The following is a 16,273-nucleotide window of genomic DNA, read 5'->3' on the forward strand; positions in this document are numbered from 1 at the left end:
AGGTTTTTTTTCTTTATCCCGCTAGTCGCGAATACCTAATGCGATTTTCGCCATACGTGACATACGTTCTTTCGACCACGGTGGATTCCAAACGACACTTACTTCTATTTCATTAACTTCAGGTACGTTTGTTGATAATACTTTTTTAACGTCTGATACGATTTGCCCAGCCATTGGACAACCGATAGAAGTCATGGTCATCGTAATGACAGCATTATTATTTTCATCTGCTGTAACATCATACACTAATCCAAGATTAACGATATCAACACCTAGTTCAGGGTCAATAACAGCTTCTAAATTGGCCAATAATTTATTTTCAAATGCTTCTTGTGACATAAGCAGCCCCTCCTACAATTTAATGATATCGATTCTCATTATAACGGAAATGAGCTCAAAAAAATATCCCCTTTCAAAGGGGGATATTTTTTTGAAAATCTATTCTGTTTTAAAATGAGATACGAGTTGATCTAACTCTTCAACTGTTTGTTTCATTTTTCCAGCAGTTACTGTCATTTCATTCATAACGATAACTTTCTGTTCAGCAGATTGTGCCGTTGCGGCGGTTTCGCTGGATACTTCAGTCGAGATAGAAGCGATGTTATTAAGTGAAGCGTTCATTTCTTCAGCACTTGCAGCCATCTCTTCAGCAGTTGCTGATATATCTTGCATTTGAGTAGATACTTTATTTACTTGTTCTACAATTGTTGAGAAAGAAGTACCAGCTTCACGAATAACATTAATGCCTTCAAATGCTTCAGAACGGCCTTGAGACATCATAGAGCTAGCAGTCTCTGTATCATTTTGAATTTGATGTAGTAATTGATTAATGTCTGTTGCAGCTGTTTTAGATTGTTCAGCAAGTTTTCGAACTTCGTCAGCTACGACAGCAAATCCTTTTCCTTGCTCGCCAGCACGAGCTGCCTCAATAGAAGCATTTAAAGCAAGTAAGTTTGTTTGCTCAGCAATATTAGAAATAGATTGTACAGCAGTATCAATATATTTCGTATGAGTGATTAGACGTTCAACCACTTCTGACGTAGCATTTACAGCTTCGTGTATCGTTGTCATTTGTGAAACAGATTTTTGGATAACGGTACTTCCATCGCTAGCATGTTCAGATGTGGCAACAGCAAGTTCCGCTACAGATGAAGCAGATTCAGCAATACGCTGAACACTTACTGCCATATCGTCCATTGCAGTTGAACTTTCTTCCATACTAGAAGTTTGTGATTGAATACTTGCATTTAAGTTAGACATCGAGCTTTGGACTCTTACTGTCGCCTCACGTGATGTATTCGTTTTTTCTAGCATATTTTCAGAAGCAGTTTGTACTTCCACTGATGTTTTTTGAACACGATTAATGATATGTTGTAGGTTTTCTAACATTTTATTAAATGATGTTGCGATAGCACCGATTTCATCGTTGCTATTTACTTGTAGACGTGCCGTTAAGTCACCTTCTTGAGAGGCTAATTCTTTTAGCTTCGTGTCAATTTGTTGAATTGGTTTCACAAGTTTACCAGAGAACCACCATGCAAGAATAATTGCAGCGACAATACAAATAACGAGTGATAAAAAAATAACATATTCGATTAAGAGTGCAGATTGGTCAATTTTTTCAATAGATTGTTCACGTAATTTAGCTTGTTCATTACTGTAATTTGTGAAGTCACCAATTACTTTATAGACAGTTCCGTTCTCTGAAGAAGCTACTTGTAAAGCTTCTTCCCATTTTTGTTCTTTTGCAAGAGTGAATACTTTTTCCTCAACGAACTTTCTCCAAGTAGACCCTAATTCCATTGTGCTTTTTACGGACGAAGAAGCATTTGGATTAGAAAGAAGTTTATCTTTTGAATCCTCAAGACGTTTACTCATCTCATTAAACTTGTCTAATTCGACTTGATCATGTTGTAGTAAATAACCTCTTAGAGCAGAGAGCTGTACTTGATAAGCGTCTCCACGCTCTTTTAATTCTGTTGCCAGTGGAGAAATTTCTTTTTGTAATGTTTCAGCTTTACGAGATTGGTCGATAGCAAAAAATAAAATAAATGCTAAGGCGATACCAAATAAAGCGCAAATCGTTCCCATCATGAACATAAGTTTTTTTCTGATACTTACAAAATTCATATGATAAAAAGCCTCCTTTGTGAAATCTTAGTATTAGAATTAATTAATGTAAAAAATTGAAAGAAAGCTTTACTCCAGTTGGAATAAAGCTTTCTTATTTCCTTTAGGAATTATAGCAGACGGAATGAGAGATAGAAAGAGATATTTTAAAGTGAAAAAAGAGAGACTGTAAAACTTTCTTTCTTATACCTTTGAGCTTGTGTCATTTTCACTTTAAGCGTTTGTTTTGAAATGAGAAACGAGAACTTCAAGTTCTTGTACGATTGTTTTCATTTCAGATGATTTGTTAGCCACGATACTCATTTTGTTTACTTGAACACCAGCCGAATGTGCTGTTTGTGATGTTTCTGCAGCAACTTCGTTTGAAATAGAAGCGATATTATTTAAAGCTGCGTTCATTTCTTCAGAGCTTGCAGCCATCTCTTCAGCAGTTGCAGACATTTCTTGCATTTGCGTAGAGACTTTGTTAATGTGGTTAACAATTTCTGAGAATGAAGATCCAGCGGTACGAATAACCGTAATTCCTTCAGAAGCCTCTGCTTGACCTTGTGTCATCATGTCATTTGCTATTTTTGTATCGGTTTGAATTTGATGCAGTAAATGGTTAATATCAGTTGCGGCTAGTTGAGATTGTTCAGCAAGTTTTCTAACTTCATCGGCAACAACAGCGAATCCTTTTCCGTGTTCACCAGCACGAGCTGCTTCAATAGAAGCATTTAAAGCAAGTAAATTTGTTTGTTCGGCGATATTCGAAATAGATTGAAGTGCAGTATCGATATGATTTGTATGTGTAATGAGTCGCTCAACTACTTGTGAGGTAGCGTTAACAGCTTCGTTAATTGTATGCATTTGTGTAATAGATTTCTCAATGACTTTATTCCCATCATCTGCTTTTTCTGCAGTTGTGACAGCTAAACTAGTAACAGAAGAGGCGGACTCAGCGATACGCTGAACACTCGTTGCCATGTCATCCATTGCGGTTGAACTTTCTTCAATGCTAGAAACTTGTGAACGAATATTGTGTTCAAGAGCATTCATAGTTTCTTGGGTCCTTGCGGTATTTTCCATAGAAGCGGTTGTTTCGATAAATACATTTTCGGAAGCTTCTTTTACACTTGTTGATGTTTGTTGAACTTGTTTTATTATATGCTGTAAGTTAGTGAGCATTTGATTAAAGGAATTTGCAATGTCACCAATTTCATCTTTACTCGTTACGTGTAATCTAGCCGTTAAATCTCCATCTTGAGAAGCTAATTCTTTTAACTTCTCATCAATTTGTCGAATTGGTTTAACGAGTTTACCAGAGAACCACCATGCTAATAAAATAGACGTTAATGTACATGTAATGAGTGAGAAGAAAATAATATATTGAATAAGTGATGAAGAAGACTCGACATCAGCAATTAATGCGTCACGTTTCTCATTTTCTTCATTTGTATATTTATTAAAACGACCTAAAAGATCATTTACATAATCTGTTTGTGCTAAAGCAATTCTAGATGCTTCGTCCCATTTTCCTTCACGCGCAAGAGGGAGTACCTCATTATCTATGACGCTACGCCATTTTCCTCCCATTAAAATGGCTTCTTTCATTCCTTCTGGGAGCTTTTTGTCACTTGTTACTTTCTCTCTAGTATCAGCTAATTTTTTCCCTTCTCGGTTGAACTTATCTAATCCTTTTTGATCATGTGATAGCAAATATTCTTGTAAACCAGCAACTTGCCCTTGGAACCAATCGCCACGTTCTTTTAAAATCGTCGCTCTTTTCGATACATCATTTTTTAACGTTTCGATTTCACTTGCTTGATTCATGGCGAATGAAAGAATAACAATAAGAGCAATGCTAAATAAAGAAGAAATGCTTAAGAGTGTGAACAGTAGTTTTTTTCGAATACTAACATATTTCATCGTTACCCCTACCCTCATTTAAATTATTTATTATGATTTATAGATATTTAAAACGAAATTAATAAAAACATTATTATGAAGTTATTAATCTGTTCAATAAAAATTATAGCAGATAATGGAAGGAGTCAGATTGGTATTAGAAAAAGTTCTTAAAATGTATACATTTGCATATCATAAAATTCATAAATAAATATTAGAAATGCTATTGAAATTTGAAATGACATCATGTATACTTCTAATTAGTTGATAACGATTATCAGTATCAACTAAAAACATTACTCTTCGTTATGTTGGTCATACCCCTTTTTGACGACGTAAGTCAGAGACGAAATGTTGAAATATCTTGTGTCCTATTCTACAGAATTATGGTAATCTCCAACCTCAACTTATATGCGTGAGCATGCAAAAAGGATCCTATCCGTGAAGGGATCCTTTTTTGCATGCTGTCGCAATTATTGTATATAGACCAGGGATACGTTCTTCGATTCCTTCTGGTGCAGTAGAAGGGAAGACCCATCTTTGATGAGATCCATGTTCTTCAACTAGTTTTTCAATTTTAAGACGTTCTTCCGCAAGTGTTGTAATGATTTCTCCTAGCGTCCAGCGACGGATGGTTGTTTTAGGTAGCGATTCTTTCTGTGCTTCTGTAAGAAGGATGCTATAAGCAACATCATCTTCAATTAATTCTTCATCGAAATAATTTCCACTTGCTCGAAATGATGGATGGTCTACTCCTAATAGCTTTGTGTATATTGGATGGTAATCGCGAAGGATAAGTATTCCACCTGGCTTTAGTAGTTGAGAAATTTTTTTGAAAAGTGGTTTTAAATCTAGAAAGTAATGAAGTACACCAAGCTCCAGTAATACGATATCAAATGATTTGGAGAGATTTACATCTAGTACATCAGAAACGATGTAATGAATAGAGACGTCTGCGGCGGCAGCAAGTTCATTTGCATATTTTGCATTACTTGCTGAAATATCAACAACTGTTACGTCAGAGCCTAAAAGGGCGAGAGCAACAGCTTTATTTCCTTTTGAGCCGAGTAAATTAATAATACATTTTCCTTTTGGAGATTGTATGTAAGGTAAATAATGTGCTACTTCGCGTGTGGGATCTTCCATGATTTTTTTCGCATAATCCTCCGGTGCCCCGTGGCGATTCGTCCAAGCTTCATAAGCAGCTGTATTCCAGCTTTTTTCATTTATAGTGCTTAGTTGTTTTTGGTTCAATGTTATCACTCCTTTTGTGAACGTATAGGTATTCGGCGGGAGGATGGGATTTCCTTTTCGTTCTGGATAAAAGTTTGATTTTTCTGTGATTAAGTCGTAAAATACTTGTTATACGTAAAAGCGTTGAAAAGGAAAAGTAGGATGAACACATTCTTTCCAGAGAGCTTCGGTAGCTGAGAAGAAGCAAGAATATTCATTTGAACAATGGCCTTTGAGCTTCGTCCTGAACTTATCAAATGATAATAGTAGGCGGCGACGAGAGTTGGTACTCGTTATCAAAACCACAGTATAAGAGCATAGAGCTCCGTACTTGTTAAGGCTAATTATGTGAGTGATTGGCGAAATAAGGTGGTACCGCGACTGTTTATACAGCCCCGCCCTTATCTTTTTTAAGATAGGGGCGGGGCTTTTTATATTTTAAAGGAGGAATATAAGATGAGTATTTTTATTGGAGGCGCTTGGCCGTATGCAAATGGTTCGTTACACCTTGGCCATATTGCGAGTTTATTACCTGGAGATATTTTAGCGCGTTATTACAGGGCAAAAGGTGAGAATGTGCTGTATGTTTCAGGGAGTGACTGCAATGGAACACCGATTGCAATTAGAGCAAAACAAGAAGGTGTGACAGCAAAAGAAATTGCTAATAAGTATCATGAAGAATTTCAGCGATGTTTTCGTGATCTCGGTTTTACGTATGATTGCTATACACGTACCGATAGCGAGCATCATCATGAAACTGTTCAAAAAGTTTTTTTACGTTTATTAGAAGAAGGCTATATTTATAAAAAAACAGTGGAACAAGCGTATTGTGAAACGTGTACGCAGTTTTTACCGGATCGTTATGTAGAAGGAATATGTCCATATTGCCATGAAGCAGCAAGAGGAGATCAATGCGATGCTTGTTCTGCTATTTTAGATCCTCTTGATTTGTTAGAAAAGAAATGTAAGTTATGTGGTAGTACGCCATCTGTAGAGGAAACAGAGCATTTCTATTTTGCATTGCATACATTTCAGGAGCAAATTAAAAAAGTTGTAGAAATCGCAAAAGAAAAAGGAACATGGCGTGATAATGCAATTCAATTAACGGAAAGATATGTAAAGGAAGGGTTACAAGATAGGGCTGTATCAAGAGATTTACCAATCGGGGTATCAATTCCAGTGAAAGGGTATGAAGATAAAAAAATTTACGTATGGATTGAAGCAGTGGCAGGATATTATTCAGCGAGTAAACATTGGGCTGAAGAAACAGGAAAAGATGATCAAGAGTTTTGGAATAGCGATGCGCAAACATATTATGTACACGGCAAGGATAATATTCCATTTCACTCCGTCATTTGGCCAGCGGTATTACTTGGAATAGGGGAAGAAGCAATCCCGCGTCATATCGTTTCGAATGAATATTTAACAGTTGAAAAAAGAAAATTATCTACAAGTAAAAACTGGGCAGTATGGGTGCCTGACATATTAGAACGCTATGATCCAGATTCTATCCGTTACTTCTTAACAGTAAATGCACCAGAAAATCGTGACACTGATTTTTCATGGCGTGAATTTATTTACAGTCATAATAGTGAATTGTTAGGAGCATATGGAAACTTCGTGAACCGCACATTAAAGTTTATTGAAAAATATTATGATGGCACTGTACCAAAGGGGACTATTGATATAGAGCTGAAAGATAAAGTAGAAGGATTATATAAAAATGTAGGAGAGGCGATTGAGCAAACTAAATTTAAGGTGGCGTTAGAGACAATATTTGATGCAGTACGTTTTGCAAATAAATATTTTGATGAAAAGCAGCCTTGGAAACAAAGAGAAGATGATCCAGTTTCGTGTGAAGAAACGATTTATAACTGTGTGTATCTTATCGCTAATTTTGCAAATCTCCTTGAACCGTTTTTACCATTTTCAAGTGAAAGAGTTAGAAGCACATTGTCGATTATTAAACGAAATTGGGAACCGCAAAATACGTTGCCAAGTAGAATTGATAGCGTGCAGCCACTATTTGAGCGAATCGATGTAAAACAAATTGAGCATGAGATAGAGAAGTTATATGGAGCGGTAAAATGAGAGATAACAAAAGACCTTTCAAGTAAATGAAAGGTCTTTTGTTATGCAGTATGATTCTCTTTCTTATCTTTCAAAAAGAAAAGTACAGCAAGGATTACAAGAATAATAGCTGCAATATCATACGTTATTTTAAATGTAGTATTAAAGTTTAAGTACTCTACGAAAGGAGTTTTCACTGCTCCTGCATATATACAAACGGGAATGAGAAGTAAATCGTAAAATTTCTTTTCTTTCATATATCTTATTAGGAAGAAGATACACATAATAGCAAAAAATATGATGCTTAAAATAGTCATTTATACCTCCAGATAAATTTACTTATTTTAATTGCAGTTATATCTTTTATATAAATTCTGTATTTTTTCAAGCGCTATGCACGCGATTGTGTTTCCTTTCTTTCCTAGCCGTAAGCAGCTGAGGAGTGAAAATCCCAATCAATATAAAAATAATACCAATCCACTGCATGAATGTTACGACTTCATGTACAAGTGTAATAGAAGCGATAATAGCAGTTGGTAATTCAGCTGCACCTAGTATTGTACCAAGTCCGGTTCCTACTTTCGGTACGCCAATTGAAAAACAAATGACAGGTACAACAACGCCGAATAATCCGAGGAAGAAAGCATATTTCCATAGACCGGCTTGGAGGGCACCATCTGTTAAAAAGGTTGGTGGGAAGAATAGACATACGATAAGAGTCGCACTTGTTGTCATGAGAAAGCTTTTCGTATAAGGGGGAACATCTGTAGCAACGCGTCCGCTTGCAAAAACATAGAATGAAAAAGAGACTGCAGCTAATAGTCCAAAGATAATCCCTTTCGTAGAAAAACTTTGTCCGAGGCCTTCAAATACACCACCTGCAAACAATGTACCAGCAAATAAAATAAGGATAGATATGATCTTATCGCGGCTTGGAAAGGTTCGATTTGCAATCGCTTCGATAATGACACCAATCCAAGTGAACTGAAAGAGTAGGACGACAGCGATAGATGCGGGTAGTTCTTCTACAGAAATAGCGTAGAAAATCCCAGTCATACTCATTGTTATTCCGACGGTTAGTAATGAAAAGAATTGTTTTTTTGTTACCTTATGACGTGAAAAGAAAAGAACGAGTAGAAATAGTCCAATCCATCCGAAGACATATTGTCCCCCTAATAGTTGATGTGCTGAAAATCCATTTATGAATCCGAGTTTGAAAATAGTTGAAAGTATGCCGTAGCTGCAAGCACCGAATAAAACGAGCAATGAATATTTAAACTTATCCATAAAAAATCCTCCTTTTAAGTAATAAAAAACGCCCGCTATCCAAATAAGGATAACGGGCGAACGAAACAGAGTAAGACACTCTACAAAATTCCGCCACTCACACATGAAGTATGAGTTTGGGGTATGTAATTATAGTGAATGTTACATTGCTTTTGGGAATACAATGGAGCATTTTACACCTTGAGCTGTGTTTTGTATCCCGTAAGGAAACTGATGTTTATCTAATATTTGTTTCACGATATATAATCCAAGACCACTACCTTGTACTAAACCGTGTTTATCAGGGTTTGCGCGATAGAAAGGCTCAAATAAATGAGCAAGTTTATCTTCATCAATTTGTGAACCTGTATTCAATACTTCTAATGCGTAACCGTTTGGTTTTTCATAAAGCTTTATATATACGTGCTGATGGTCAATTGTATAATGAATTGCATTTGAAATAATGTTAAAAATAGCAGTTTGAATAAATTTAGGATCAGCTAAAATTTGTACGTCGTGTTTAATATTAGATTGTACATTTAATTGTTTTACAGATACAAAGTAATCTACTTTCTTCATAACATCCTCAATAATATTAGATAAAGAAATGACTTCTAAATTCGGTTTAAATTGAGGGTTTTGTATTTTGGATAATTCCGACATTTTTTCCGTTAATATGTTAATGTCTTGCATCATCTCGTAGGAACGTTTCAAATACTTATCTCTATCTTTATAAGCTCCAATTCCGTGAATCATGCCATCTAGTTGTCCCATGACGGCTGCGATTGGTGTTTTTAATTCATGGGATACCATAGACATAAATTCTTTACGAGATTGTTCTAATTGTTGTTCTTTCTTGAGCTCATTTCTTAAATCTTGATTGCTTTCATGTAAATTCTTCACAATATTTGGTACTTGTGAAGCAGCTACTGACAAATTAAAATCTGTTTGATCTGTATTTTTGTTAAGTAGCTTTTTATCTGAGAAATCAAGATTCATAATATCTTTTAAAGCATCGCTCATATATTGAAAAGGTTTAGCAATTAGTTTTGCGTACATTAAAGATCCGAGTAGAGATAATGCAAGCATTGTCGCGCCAACCTGTGGAGCTAACTGCTGCAACGCATCTGCTAACTTTGGATTATCATTTGTATCATTTGTTTTACTTGCTGCATTTTGTGTATGTAAGGCATCATTATTAGCGGCTTTCTTTTCTGCTTCTGTAAGCTGATTAGAAGTGCTATTTTCCCCCGAAAGGTTTTGTGTATGTTCTTTTGCCTTTGCAGTTTGGCTAGGCTGCAAAAGGTGATTGATAGCTGTAGAAAGAGATTTATAATCTACAATAGAAGATTGGAAATTAGAAATGTTTCCCTCTGACACAGCTTTATTTTGATTCGTTTTACTTTGATCGTTTTGCTTATCTAAATCCGCCTGTTCTGTAGTTGGCGTTCCATTTTCTTTCACAAAACGTTCTTTATCGTAGTTTGAAGCTAGAAAGTAAATGATTTGATAAAGACAAAGTGATAAAAGAATACAAAATAATAAGGTTTTGATGAAAATATTTTTGGTGATGTTGTCTTTGCTACGATTCGATTTTGTAGCCAATGCCTTTCACCGTTTTAATATAAGGAATTCCTAATTTTTTTCTTAAGTTTTTAATATGTGTATCTATAACTCTTACATCACCATAATGTTCATAGCCCCATACCTTATTCAACAAATCACTTCTTGATAATACTTTTCCTCGATTTTGCAGTAAAGTATAAATAATTTCAAATTCTTTTGTTGTCAATTCAATTTGATTACCATGAACATAAGCTGCATATGCTGTAGAATTTAACATCAATTCATGGAATTGTAGTATAGTTGCAGCTTCTGCTTCCTTTGTTGCTGCCCTTCTTAATACAGCCTCTACACGCTTAATAAATACGGTGTAATGGAACGGTTTCGTAATATAGTCATCAATACCTAACTCAAATCCTTTAATTTCACTTTCTTCATTATGTAAGCCAGTTAACATAATGATTGGTACATCAGATTGTCCTCGCATAATTTTACAAATACTATAGCCATCTATATCTGGTAACATTACATCGAGGAGGACAAGATCGTATGAATTTTTTTGGAAAAGAAGAATACCTTCTGTTCCAGCACCAACTACATCAACAGTAAAGTTTTGTGCCATTAGAAATTCACGAATAAGTTCTTGTATATCTGGGTTGTCTTCAATCACCAGTATATGCGTCATAGTAACACCTCCTAAATAACGCTTTTTACTGCAATATTCGAATTCATCATTTTTCGAGTGACTCAGATTGTTTATACATATAATAAGCCCCCGCTATAAAATAATAATAAAAGTAGCAAGGGGAATAGTTTAGTGTTACTGATTAGTTCAGAATTACAGTAGTTCTATTATAGTATGTATTATAAAATTTATAAAACATTATAACTGTATAATTTTAATATCTACGTTTATCAATGTTTGGATATTAGCTAATCAAATCTATTCCTATTATATATGTAAATACAGTTGTTTTGCTACTGTAAATGAATAAATAAAATAAGCCAAGACATAAAATTCTTGGCTACACATAAATCTTGTTTTTAGGCTATTTTACAGTGACAGTAGCTTGCTGCTGAACACGCTCAAATAACCAGTGTATATCATTATTATACATACGAATACAACCAAGTGTTGTCCATTTGCCGATTGCTTGATTATTGTTAGTTCCGTGAATCGCATAAGTTGTTCCGTAAGTTCCTGCCATATTTAATCCAAGCCAACGGTCACCAAGTGGATTACGTGGATCGCCGCCTTTAATTTTGCCTGTATAATAAGGGCGGTTTTTAATTTTATTTACGATTTGAAAAGTGCCTTTAGGTGTAGGCGTTGCAGCTTTTCCAGTAGCGACAGTAAAACTTTTTATAAATTTTCCATCCTGATAATAATCCATTTTATTTAACTGAGTGTCTACGATTAATTGATCTTTCGTTGTAGCGGCCTCTGCGCTAGCGAATGGAAGAGTTAAAAATCCTAATGATAATAGTGCGCTTAATAATAATTTTTTCATTGTTATTCTCCTTTTACGATCGTAATAGTCTTACATACAATGAAGTTGTAATCCTCGTAATGCTTTATTTACATTTTCATCTAATGTTTCAAAGAATGTAGTGATTTTGCTGTTGTGTTTGTTGTTTTTATCAATAAGTAATCTTTCGTTTAATAAAAGCTCGCCACGTAGTCCAAAACTTTGAACTTGAATATTTAGCTCATCTTCATTTTCAGAAATAATTGGTAAGAAATAGTGAAAAGCTTTCGTTGGAATGATGTAGCTTTTGCCAATCATGCTTTCTTGGTTTGAGTTAGTCCATTTTTTCGTGACAATTTTAATATTCTTTTTTGAAACGATAAAAGATAGTGTTGTAGATTTTGTTAAACTTACGTCAAATTCACTTGTTTCACATATGTGTAAATTAAAAACGGTTTCATTTTGATGAGATTCAACATTTGTATTAATAAAATCGTGCATTTTATATGCTTCCATTTCGTATTCACCCTTTTTTCAATTTCGAAAAACGACTTATATTTATTCAAATTAATGCTTAGTCATATATTAGTTAAATTTTTCAACAAATTCCGATATAATCTTACAATACGTATATGAAGCTAATATGAAGTTAGCATGAGTTTGTGGTGGTTTTTTATTGAGAACAAAATAAGAAAGGTTTTTCAGTGTTAAAAAATGGATAAAATTCGCATATTATTAATGCGTCTTTTTGTTATTTCGACTTGAAAAATGCTTTTAACTACTTAATAAAGAACGGAAATCATTAGTGTGACCCTTACAAAAATGTAATAAAAATGTAAGCTATTGTGATAGTTATTTCGACAATTTTTTTATACAATAATAGTAAGAAGTTGTACGTGATTGAAAGGAGAGATGACATGGAATGGATTCATGAATTATTTCAGCAATACGGGTACTATGTTGTACTTGTAGGTTTGCTGTTAGAATATATTGCACTTCCGTTTCCGGGAGAGCCAACGTTAGCATATGCGGGATTTTTAGCACATAAGGGTGATTTAAGTTTACCGATTTTAATTATTCTATCCTTTATTGGGACAAGTGTAGGAATGACGATTCAATACTTTTTAGGAAATAAATTAGGTATGCCTTTCATTCAAAAGTATGGGAAATACGTATTTTTAACACAAAGAAAAATTGACTTAACGAGAATGTGGTTTGATAAGTATGGGTACTTCTTAATTTTTATTGGTTTCTTTATTCCTGGTGTACGTCATTTCACAGGATACTTTGCAGGAATTATTAATTTACCATTCCGTCGTTTTGCCATTACAATTTATTCAGGCGCTCTATTTTGGGTATCATTCTTCTTAATCGGTGGTTACTGGTTAGGTGGAAACTTACATGATATCTTTGGAGTGCTAGAAGGTCATATCGGTAAAATCATTTTTGGAGTTATTGTGATTGTAGCGGTTACGTTAGGTATTCGTTTCCGTAAGCAGTTAAAACGAGTATTACTACAAAACGCAAGCTAATATGAAATCCATTCTATGTCAGAATTTAGGAAGGCAGTGCAAAAGCACTGCCTTTTTTATTTTATTGTTAAGACTATGTTTAATGTACATTTTACATTCTTTATAGGAATTTGATACAGGATAAGAAATAAGTATCTTGTCAATTATTATAGTCGTAATGACAATTATAATTGACAAAAATAAGGATATTATTTACAATTTTAATTAAATAAATGAAAAAGAGGGAAGACATGAAGCTTCAAAATCGAGTGAGGGAATTGCGAGCAAAGCATCGTTTATCACAAGGGGATTTAGGAAAAGTGATTGGATCATCACGGCAAACGATTAGTTTAATTGAACGTGGGGATTATGCACCATCTATTGTATTGTCGTTAAAAATCGCACAAATTTTCAATGTACCAGTGGAGGAAATATTTACGTTAGTAGAGGGGGAAGAGGACGATGAAGAGTAAGCGAAAAAAACAATTTGATTCTGTGGGGAAAATAGCAGTAAGTATGATGGGTGGCTTTTTAACGTCTTATATAGCTTTAAATTTACTCTCGGATGAACCGAGAAAATTATCATCTAATACATTTATAGGTATATGTACTATTTTTGGAATTTTAATGATGTACTATACTTGGAAGAATACACGTATGTTAGCAGAGGCACGCGATGAAGAAGAGAGCGTACAAGGTAGGAAATTAGGCATTATAAGTATATATTTACGTGTAGGTGATATAGTTACGCAGGCATGGTTTGTATATGCAGTTATTACATGTAGACGTGCACTGTTGCAGGATACAAATGTTTCATTTGCGGTGTGGAATTTAGTAGTTTCTATTCTTTGTTTAACTACTGTAGTAATTATCGGACTCATAACAAAAAATCGTTATAATAAGCTATATCCTGAACAAGGTGTAACGTATATGGAATCTATGAAAATGTGGACGAAAAATGCAGATGAAGGATTAAAGCACATTGTGCATGAGGCTGGATATAAAGCGTATGAATTTACGAATACAATATTGGCATATGTATGGTGGGCTGCGGTTATATATACAGCTGCTAGTGATATCGATTTTGTATTAATTGGCTTAATCTCATTTATTTGGATATTGCATCTCGGGAAGTTCATGTACGAAATGCAGAGAAAAATGATTTATTAAGGGGAGAAAAAGGTGGATATTTTAAGAAGGCCAGCTGGCTCAATGACAGTGGCGCTAATTCTGTCCATTTTATACGGAGTAATCCGAACTGGGAAATTAGAAGTAATTTTGAACCTATGGGCAATAGTTGGAATTTCATTGTTAGTGTTAGCCATTCATGAGCTAGGACATGTAGTATTTGGTGTAATAGGTGGTTTAACATTTAAATTTATGACAGTAGGACCCATTACTATTCAAAAAGAAAAGGGAAAATTACGCATTCGAGAAAATAAATTATGGGCGTACTTTGGAGGCGTTGCAACATTAGTACCACCTTCTATAGAGACGCCGAATCTTTCGAAAAAGTGGGCGTGGCTCACTTTAGGTGGACCGATTACGAGTTTACTATTTGGTATTACTTCCGGTTACATATACATGGTGAGTTATTATCAATATCTTTTATATTTTTCCTTTTTCCATTTTGCAATCTTTGCGGTTACAATTGTGCCGATAAAAGGAATACTTATGAGTGATGGGATGCAATTTCTTATTTTAATTAAAGATGATGAAAGAGCTAGAAATCACTTATATGAGATTCAAATATCGAGTGAGTTATTTAGTTATAAAAGACCGAAAGATTGGGATGAAAGGTTAGTAGAATTGAGTGAGGAGAAAATAAAAGAGAATAAAGGGATAAGAGAGATAATGAGTAGACTTATGCTCGTCTTTTTTGCTCGTGCAGATCAAGAGGGAATGGAAAGAGCGATACCGTATATAGAACGAATTGTTCAATTACCTGTAACGAAAGAAAATAAGTTTTTCGTTAGTAGTTTTCATAGTTGGTACCTTTTATATAAAGCCCTTTATCAGATGGATAGTCTTTCTTTGCAAGAAGCAAAAGAACATGCAAAGGCTATTACAAAAATGGACCTAAGTGGATATTACCGTACACAAGGAATTATTAAATATGTAGAGGGCAATATGGAAGCGTCCCGTACTTATATGAAGAAAGCTGATCAAGAATTAAAGAGCGCCGAGAAGAGTGAAATGGGATATTTACAATTAGAAAGAGAATGGTTTAAGCAGCTGAAAGAGAGGGTATCTTACGATGGGTGAGGTATCCTCTTTTTTATATGTCATCTTATGCCGTTCCATAAATAGCCTAGGGCGAGTAAAATGAGATAAGAAGAGCAAAGCTTGGAGGAAGTAAATATGGAAATTTTATCAATTATTTTGATAGTCTTGCTCATTTATGTTGTTTTTAAAGTGGCATATGTAGCATTAAAGATACTCGCGATCCTATTAATTATCTTTTTAATCGTAGAGTTCGGCAGTAAGTTGCTTGGGGGATAGGGTATGTTGTGCGTTTTGAGTGTCGAAGGATGTCGGTAAATCGATATCCTACGTCGAATCGTTGATATAATGAAAAAATCGTTGATATAAGTGGAGAAACGATCGATATATTTGAAAAATCTTTGATATATTTTAGTGAATACGAAGTGGGGTATGTGGAAAAGAAGTTGCCGTGAGGGTAACTTCTTTTTATCGTGATGCGGGGTATGCAAACCAACATAAAAAAGCTGGAAGAGTATCTTCCAGCTTAAGAGTTACTTTCAATTTGGCGACCGCTATCTTCTTCATTGTCTTGTAATAGGTTGAATACGTCTGCTAGGCAGAATGCAATGAACCAAGTCCATAGACCGTGGAAGAAAGCTGAGCTTAATTGAAGTGGTAATGTATAGTTTGTCATTGAGTAGGAAATACATCCACCAACGATTCCGATCATTGTTAATAACATTGTTTTTTGAGCATTTTCTTCTGGATTAAAGAGGAAGTAAATGTATCCGCCTAAAAATGAAGCGCTTACAAGTGTTTCGATTCCATTAAAAATGATATTCTCTCCAAGCTGTGTGTTTGTCCAGAAGCAGATTGTTCCGCCGATAATAGCAAACAGGACAGCTATTGTATATCGTATATATTGATTCATATGTTCAT

General features: G+C 34.7%; 17 protein-coding genes and 1 other annotated feature. Of the genes, 6 read left to right on the top strand and 11 right to left on the bottom strand.

The window, feature by feature from the left end; translation table 11 throughout:
- Positions 1-21: 21 nt before the first annotated feature.
- The 4 genes from ACO6VI_RS11735 to ACO6VI_RS11750 form a co-directional block, all read right to left on the bottom strand.
- Positions 22-339 (bottom strand): metal-sulfur cluster assembly factor, encoded by a 318-nt coding sequence (locus ACO6VI_RS11735; protein WP_071731075.1) that lies wholly within the window; start codon positions 337-339, stop codon positions 22-24.
- A gap of 99 nt (positions 340-438) precedes the next feature.
- Positions 439-2,130: a methyl-accepting chemotaxis protein gene (locus tag ACO6VI_RS11740; protein ID WP_098311956.1), complete on the bottom strand. Its 1,692-nt coding sequence runs from the start codon at positions 2,128-2,130 to the stop codon at positions 439-441.
- 213 nt (positions 2,131-2,343) lie between these two features.
- Entirely contained in the window at positions 2,344-4,038 is a 1,695-nt protein-coding gene (locus ACO6VI_RS11745; RefSeq protein WP_098840339.1) for a methyl-accepting chemotaxis protein, read from the bottom strand.
- Between the two features lie 414 nt (positions 4,039-4,452).
- The gene (locus tag ACO6VI_RS11750) at positions 4,453-5,271 is read right to left on the bottom strand and encodes a class I SAM-dependent methyltransferase (protein ID WP_097912943.1); all 819 of its coding nucleotides are present in this window, start codon (positions 5,269-5,271) and stop codon (positions 4,453-4,455) included.
- 114 nt (positions 5,272-5,385) lie between these two features.
- Positions 5,386-5,656 (top strand) — a binding site (T-box leader).
- Between the two features lie 50 nt (positions 5,657-5,706).
- Between ACO6VI_RS11750 and metG the strand changes: the two genes are divergently transcribed.
- Entirely contained in the window at positions 5,707-7,341 is a 1,635-nt protein-coding gene (metG, locus tag ACO6VI_RS11755; RefSeq protein WP_023523367.1) for a methionine--tRNA ligase, read from the top strand.
- Between the two features lie 41 nt (positions 7,342-7,382).
- Here metG and ACO6VI_RS11760 read toward each other — a convergent pair whose 3' ends face one another.
- From ACO6VI_RS11760 to ACO6VI_RS11785, 6 genes are all read right to left on the bottom strand, one after another.
- Positions 7,383-7,637, bottom strand: a complete 255-nt coding sequence (locus ACO6VI_RS11760; protein ID WP_000154123.1) for a hypothetical protein — start codon at positions 7,635-7,637, stop codon at positions 7,383-7,385.
- A 67-nt stretch (positions 7,638-7,704) separates the two neighbouring features.
- Entirely contained in the window at positions 7,705-8,607 is a 903-nt protein-coding gene (locus tag ACO6VI_RS11765) for an EamA family transporter (protein ID WP_098840338.1), read from the bottom strand.
- A 141-nt stretch (positions 8,608-8,748) separates the two neighbouring features.
- Entirely contained in the window at positions 8,749-10,191 is a 1,443-nt protein-coding gene (locus ACO6VI_RS11770; protein ID WP_023523365.1) for a sensor histidine kinase, read from the bottom strand.
- Complete coding sequence (locus ACO6VI_RS11775) at positions 10,169-10,834, bottom strand: response regulator transcription factor (RefSeq protein WP_000148833.1); 666 nt, start codon at positions 10,832-10,834, stop codon at positions 10,169-10,171. Before ACO6VI_RS11775 ends, ACO6VI_RS11770 begins: the two co-directional genes overlap by 23 nt.
- Positions 10,835-11,198: 364 nt before the next feature.
- On the bottom strand, positions 11,199-11,660 hold the full coding sequence (locus ACO6VI_RS11780) for a L,D-transpeptidase (RefSeq protein ID WP_000735058.1): 462 nt from the start codon (positions 11,658-11,660) through the stop codon (positions 11,199-11,201).
- Between the two features lie 30 nt (positions 11,661-11,690).
- On the bottom strand, positions 11,691-12,134 hold the full coding sequence (locus tag ACO6VI_RS11785; protein WP_000388762.1) for a DUF3978 family protein: 444 nt from the start codon (positions 12,132-12,134) through the stop codon (positions 11,691-11,693).
- Between the two features lie 401 nt (positions 12,135-12,535).
- Here ACO6VI_RS11785 and ACO6VI_RS11790 point away from each other — a divergent pair, with 401 nt between their 5' ends.
- From ACO6VI_RS11790 to ACO6VI_RS11810, 5 genes are all read left to right on the top strand, one after another.
- The gene (locus ACO6VI_RS11790; protein ID WP_000454754.1) at positions 12,536-13,150 is read left to right on the top strand and encodes a DedA family protein; all 615 of its coding nucleotides are present in this window, start codon (positions 12,536-12,538) and stop codon (positions 13,148-13,150) included.
- Positions 13,151-13,380: 230 nt separating this feature from the next.
- Positions 13,381-13,602: a helix-turn-helix transcriptional regulator gene (locus tag ACO6VI_RS11795; RefSeq protein ID WP_000776173.1), complete on the top strand. Its 222-nt coding sequence runs from the start codon at positions 13,381-13,383 to the stop codon at positions 13,600-13,602.
- Positions 13,592-14,299 (top strand): DUF3169 family protein, encoded by a 708-nt coding sequence (locus tag ACO6VI_RS11800; protein ID WP_000837722.1) that lies wholly within the window; start codon positions 13,592-13,594, stop codon positions 14,297-14,299. The genes ACO6VI_RS11795 and ACO6VI_RS11800 overlap by 11 nt, the downstream gene beginning before the upstream one ends.
- A gap of 42 nt (positions 14,300-14,341) precedes the next feature.
- Complete coding sequence (locus ACO6VI_RS11805; RefSeq protein ID WP_071731088.1) at positions 14,342-15,394, top strand: hypothetical protein; 1,053 nt, start codon at positions 14,342-14,344, stop codon at positions 15,392-15,394.
- 96 nt (positions 15,395-15,490) lie between these two features.
- The gene (locus ACO6VI_RS11810) at positions 15,491-15,631 is read left to right on the top strand and encodes a DUF3985 family protein (RefSeq protein WP_000404758.1); all 141 of its coding nucleotides are present in this window, start codon (positions 15,491-15,493) and stop codon (positions 15,629-15,631) included.
- Between the two features lie 247 nt (positions 15,632-15,878).
- On the opposite strand, the gene ACO6VI_RS11815 is transcribed toward ACO6VI_RS11810, so the two are convergent.
- Positions 15,879-16,265 carry a DUF3938 domain-containing protein gene (locus ACO6VI_RS11815; RefSeq protein WP_161520113.1) on the bottom strand — a complete coding sequence of 129 codons (387 nt, stop codon included), beginning with the start codon at positions 16,263-16,265 and terminating at the stop codon, positions 15,879-15,881.
- Positions 16,266-16,273 lie beyond the last annotated feature (8 nt).

The sequence above is a fragment of the Bacillus sp. PSXD-155 genome (assembly GCF_049310765.1).
Lineage (GTDB): Bacteria > Bacillota > Bacilli > Bacillales > Bacillaceae_G > Bacillus_A > Bacillus_A cereus.

Coding starts and splice junctions, on each gene's coding strand:
- ACO6VI_RS11810 (WP_000404758.1), top strand. CDS start 15,491: ATGGAAATTTTATCAATTATTTTGATAGTCTTGCTCATTTATGTTGTT.
- ACO6VI_RS11795 (WP_000776173.1), top strand. CDS start 13,381: ATGAAGCTTCAAAATCGAGTGAGGGAATTGCGAGCAAAGCATCGTTTA.
- metG (WP_023523367.1), top strand. CDS start 5,707: ATGAGTATTTTTATTGGAGGCGCTTGGCCGTATGCAAATGGTTCGTTA.
- ACO6VI_RS11800 (WP_000837722.1), top strand. CDS start 13,592: ATGAAGAGTAAGCGAAAAAAACAATTTGATTCTGTGGGGAAAATAGCA.
- ACO6VI_RS11775 (WP_000148833.1), bottom strand. CDS start 10,834: ATGACGCATATACTGGTGATTGAAGACAACCCAGATATACAAGAACTT.
- ACO6VI_RS11815 (WP_161520113.1), bottom strand. CDS start 16,265: ATGAATCAATATATACGATATACAATAGCTGTCCTGTTTGCTATTATC.
- ACO6VI_RS11740 (WP_098311956.1), bottom strand. CDS start 2,130: ATGAATTTTGTAAGTATCAGAAAAAAACTTATGTTCATGATGGGAACG.
- ACO6VI_RS11760 (WP_000154123.1), bottom strand. CDS start 7,637: ATGACTATTTTAAGCATCATATTTTTTGCTATTATGTGTATCTTCTTC.
- ACO6VI_RS11780 (WP_000735058.1), bottom strand. CDS start 11,660: ATGAAAAAATTATTATTAAGCGCACTATTATCATTAGGATTTTTAACT.
- ACO6VI_RS11735 (WP_071731075.1), bottom strand. CDS start 339: ATGTCACAAGAAGCATTTGAAAATAAATTATTGGCCAATTTAGAAGCT.
- ACO6VI_RS11805 (WP_071731088.1), top strand. CDS start 14,342: ATGACAGTGGCGCTAATTCTGTCCATTTTATACGGAGTAATCCGAACT.
- ACO6VI_RS11790 (WP_000454754.1), top strand. CDS start 12,536: ATGGAATGGATTCATGAATTATTTCAGCAATACGGGTACTATGTTGTA.
- ACO6VI_RS11785 (WP_000388762.1), bottom strand. CDS start 12,134: ATGGAAGCATATAAAATGCACGATTTTATTAATACAAATGTTGAATCT.
- ACO6VI_RS11765 (WP_098840338.1), bottom strand. CDS start 8,607: ATGGATAAGTTTAAATATTCATTGCTCGTTTTATTCGGTGCTTGCAGC.
- ACO6VI_RS11745 (WP_098840339.1), bottom strand. CDS start 4,038: ATGAAATATGTTAGTATTCGAAAAAAACTACTGTTCACACTCTTAAGC.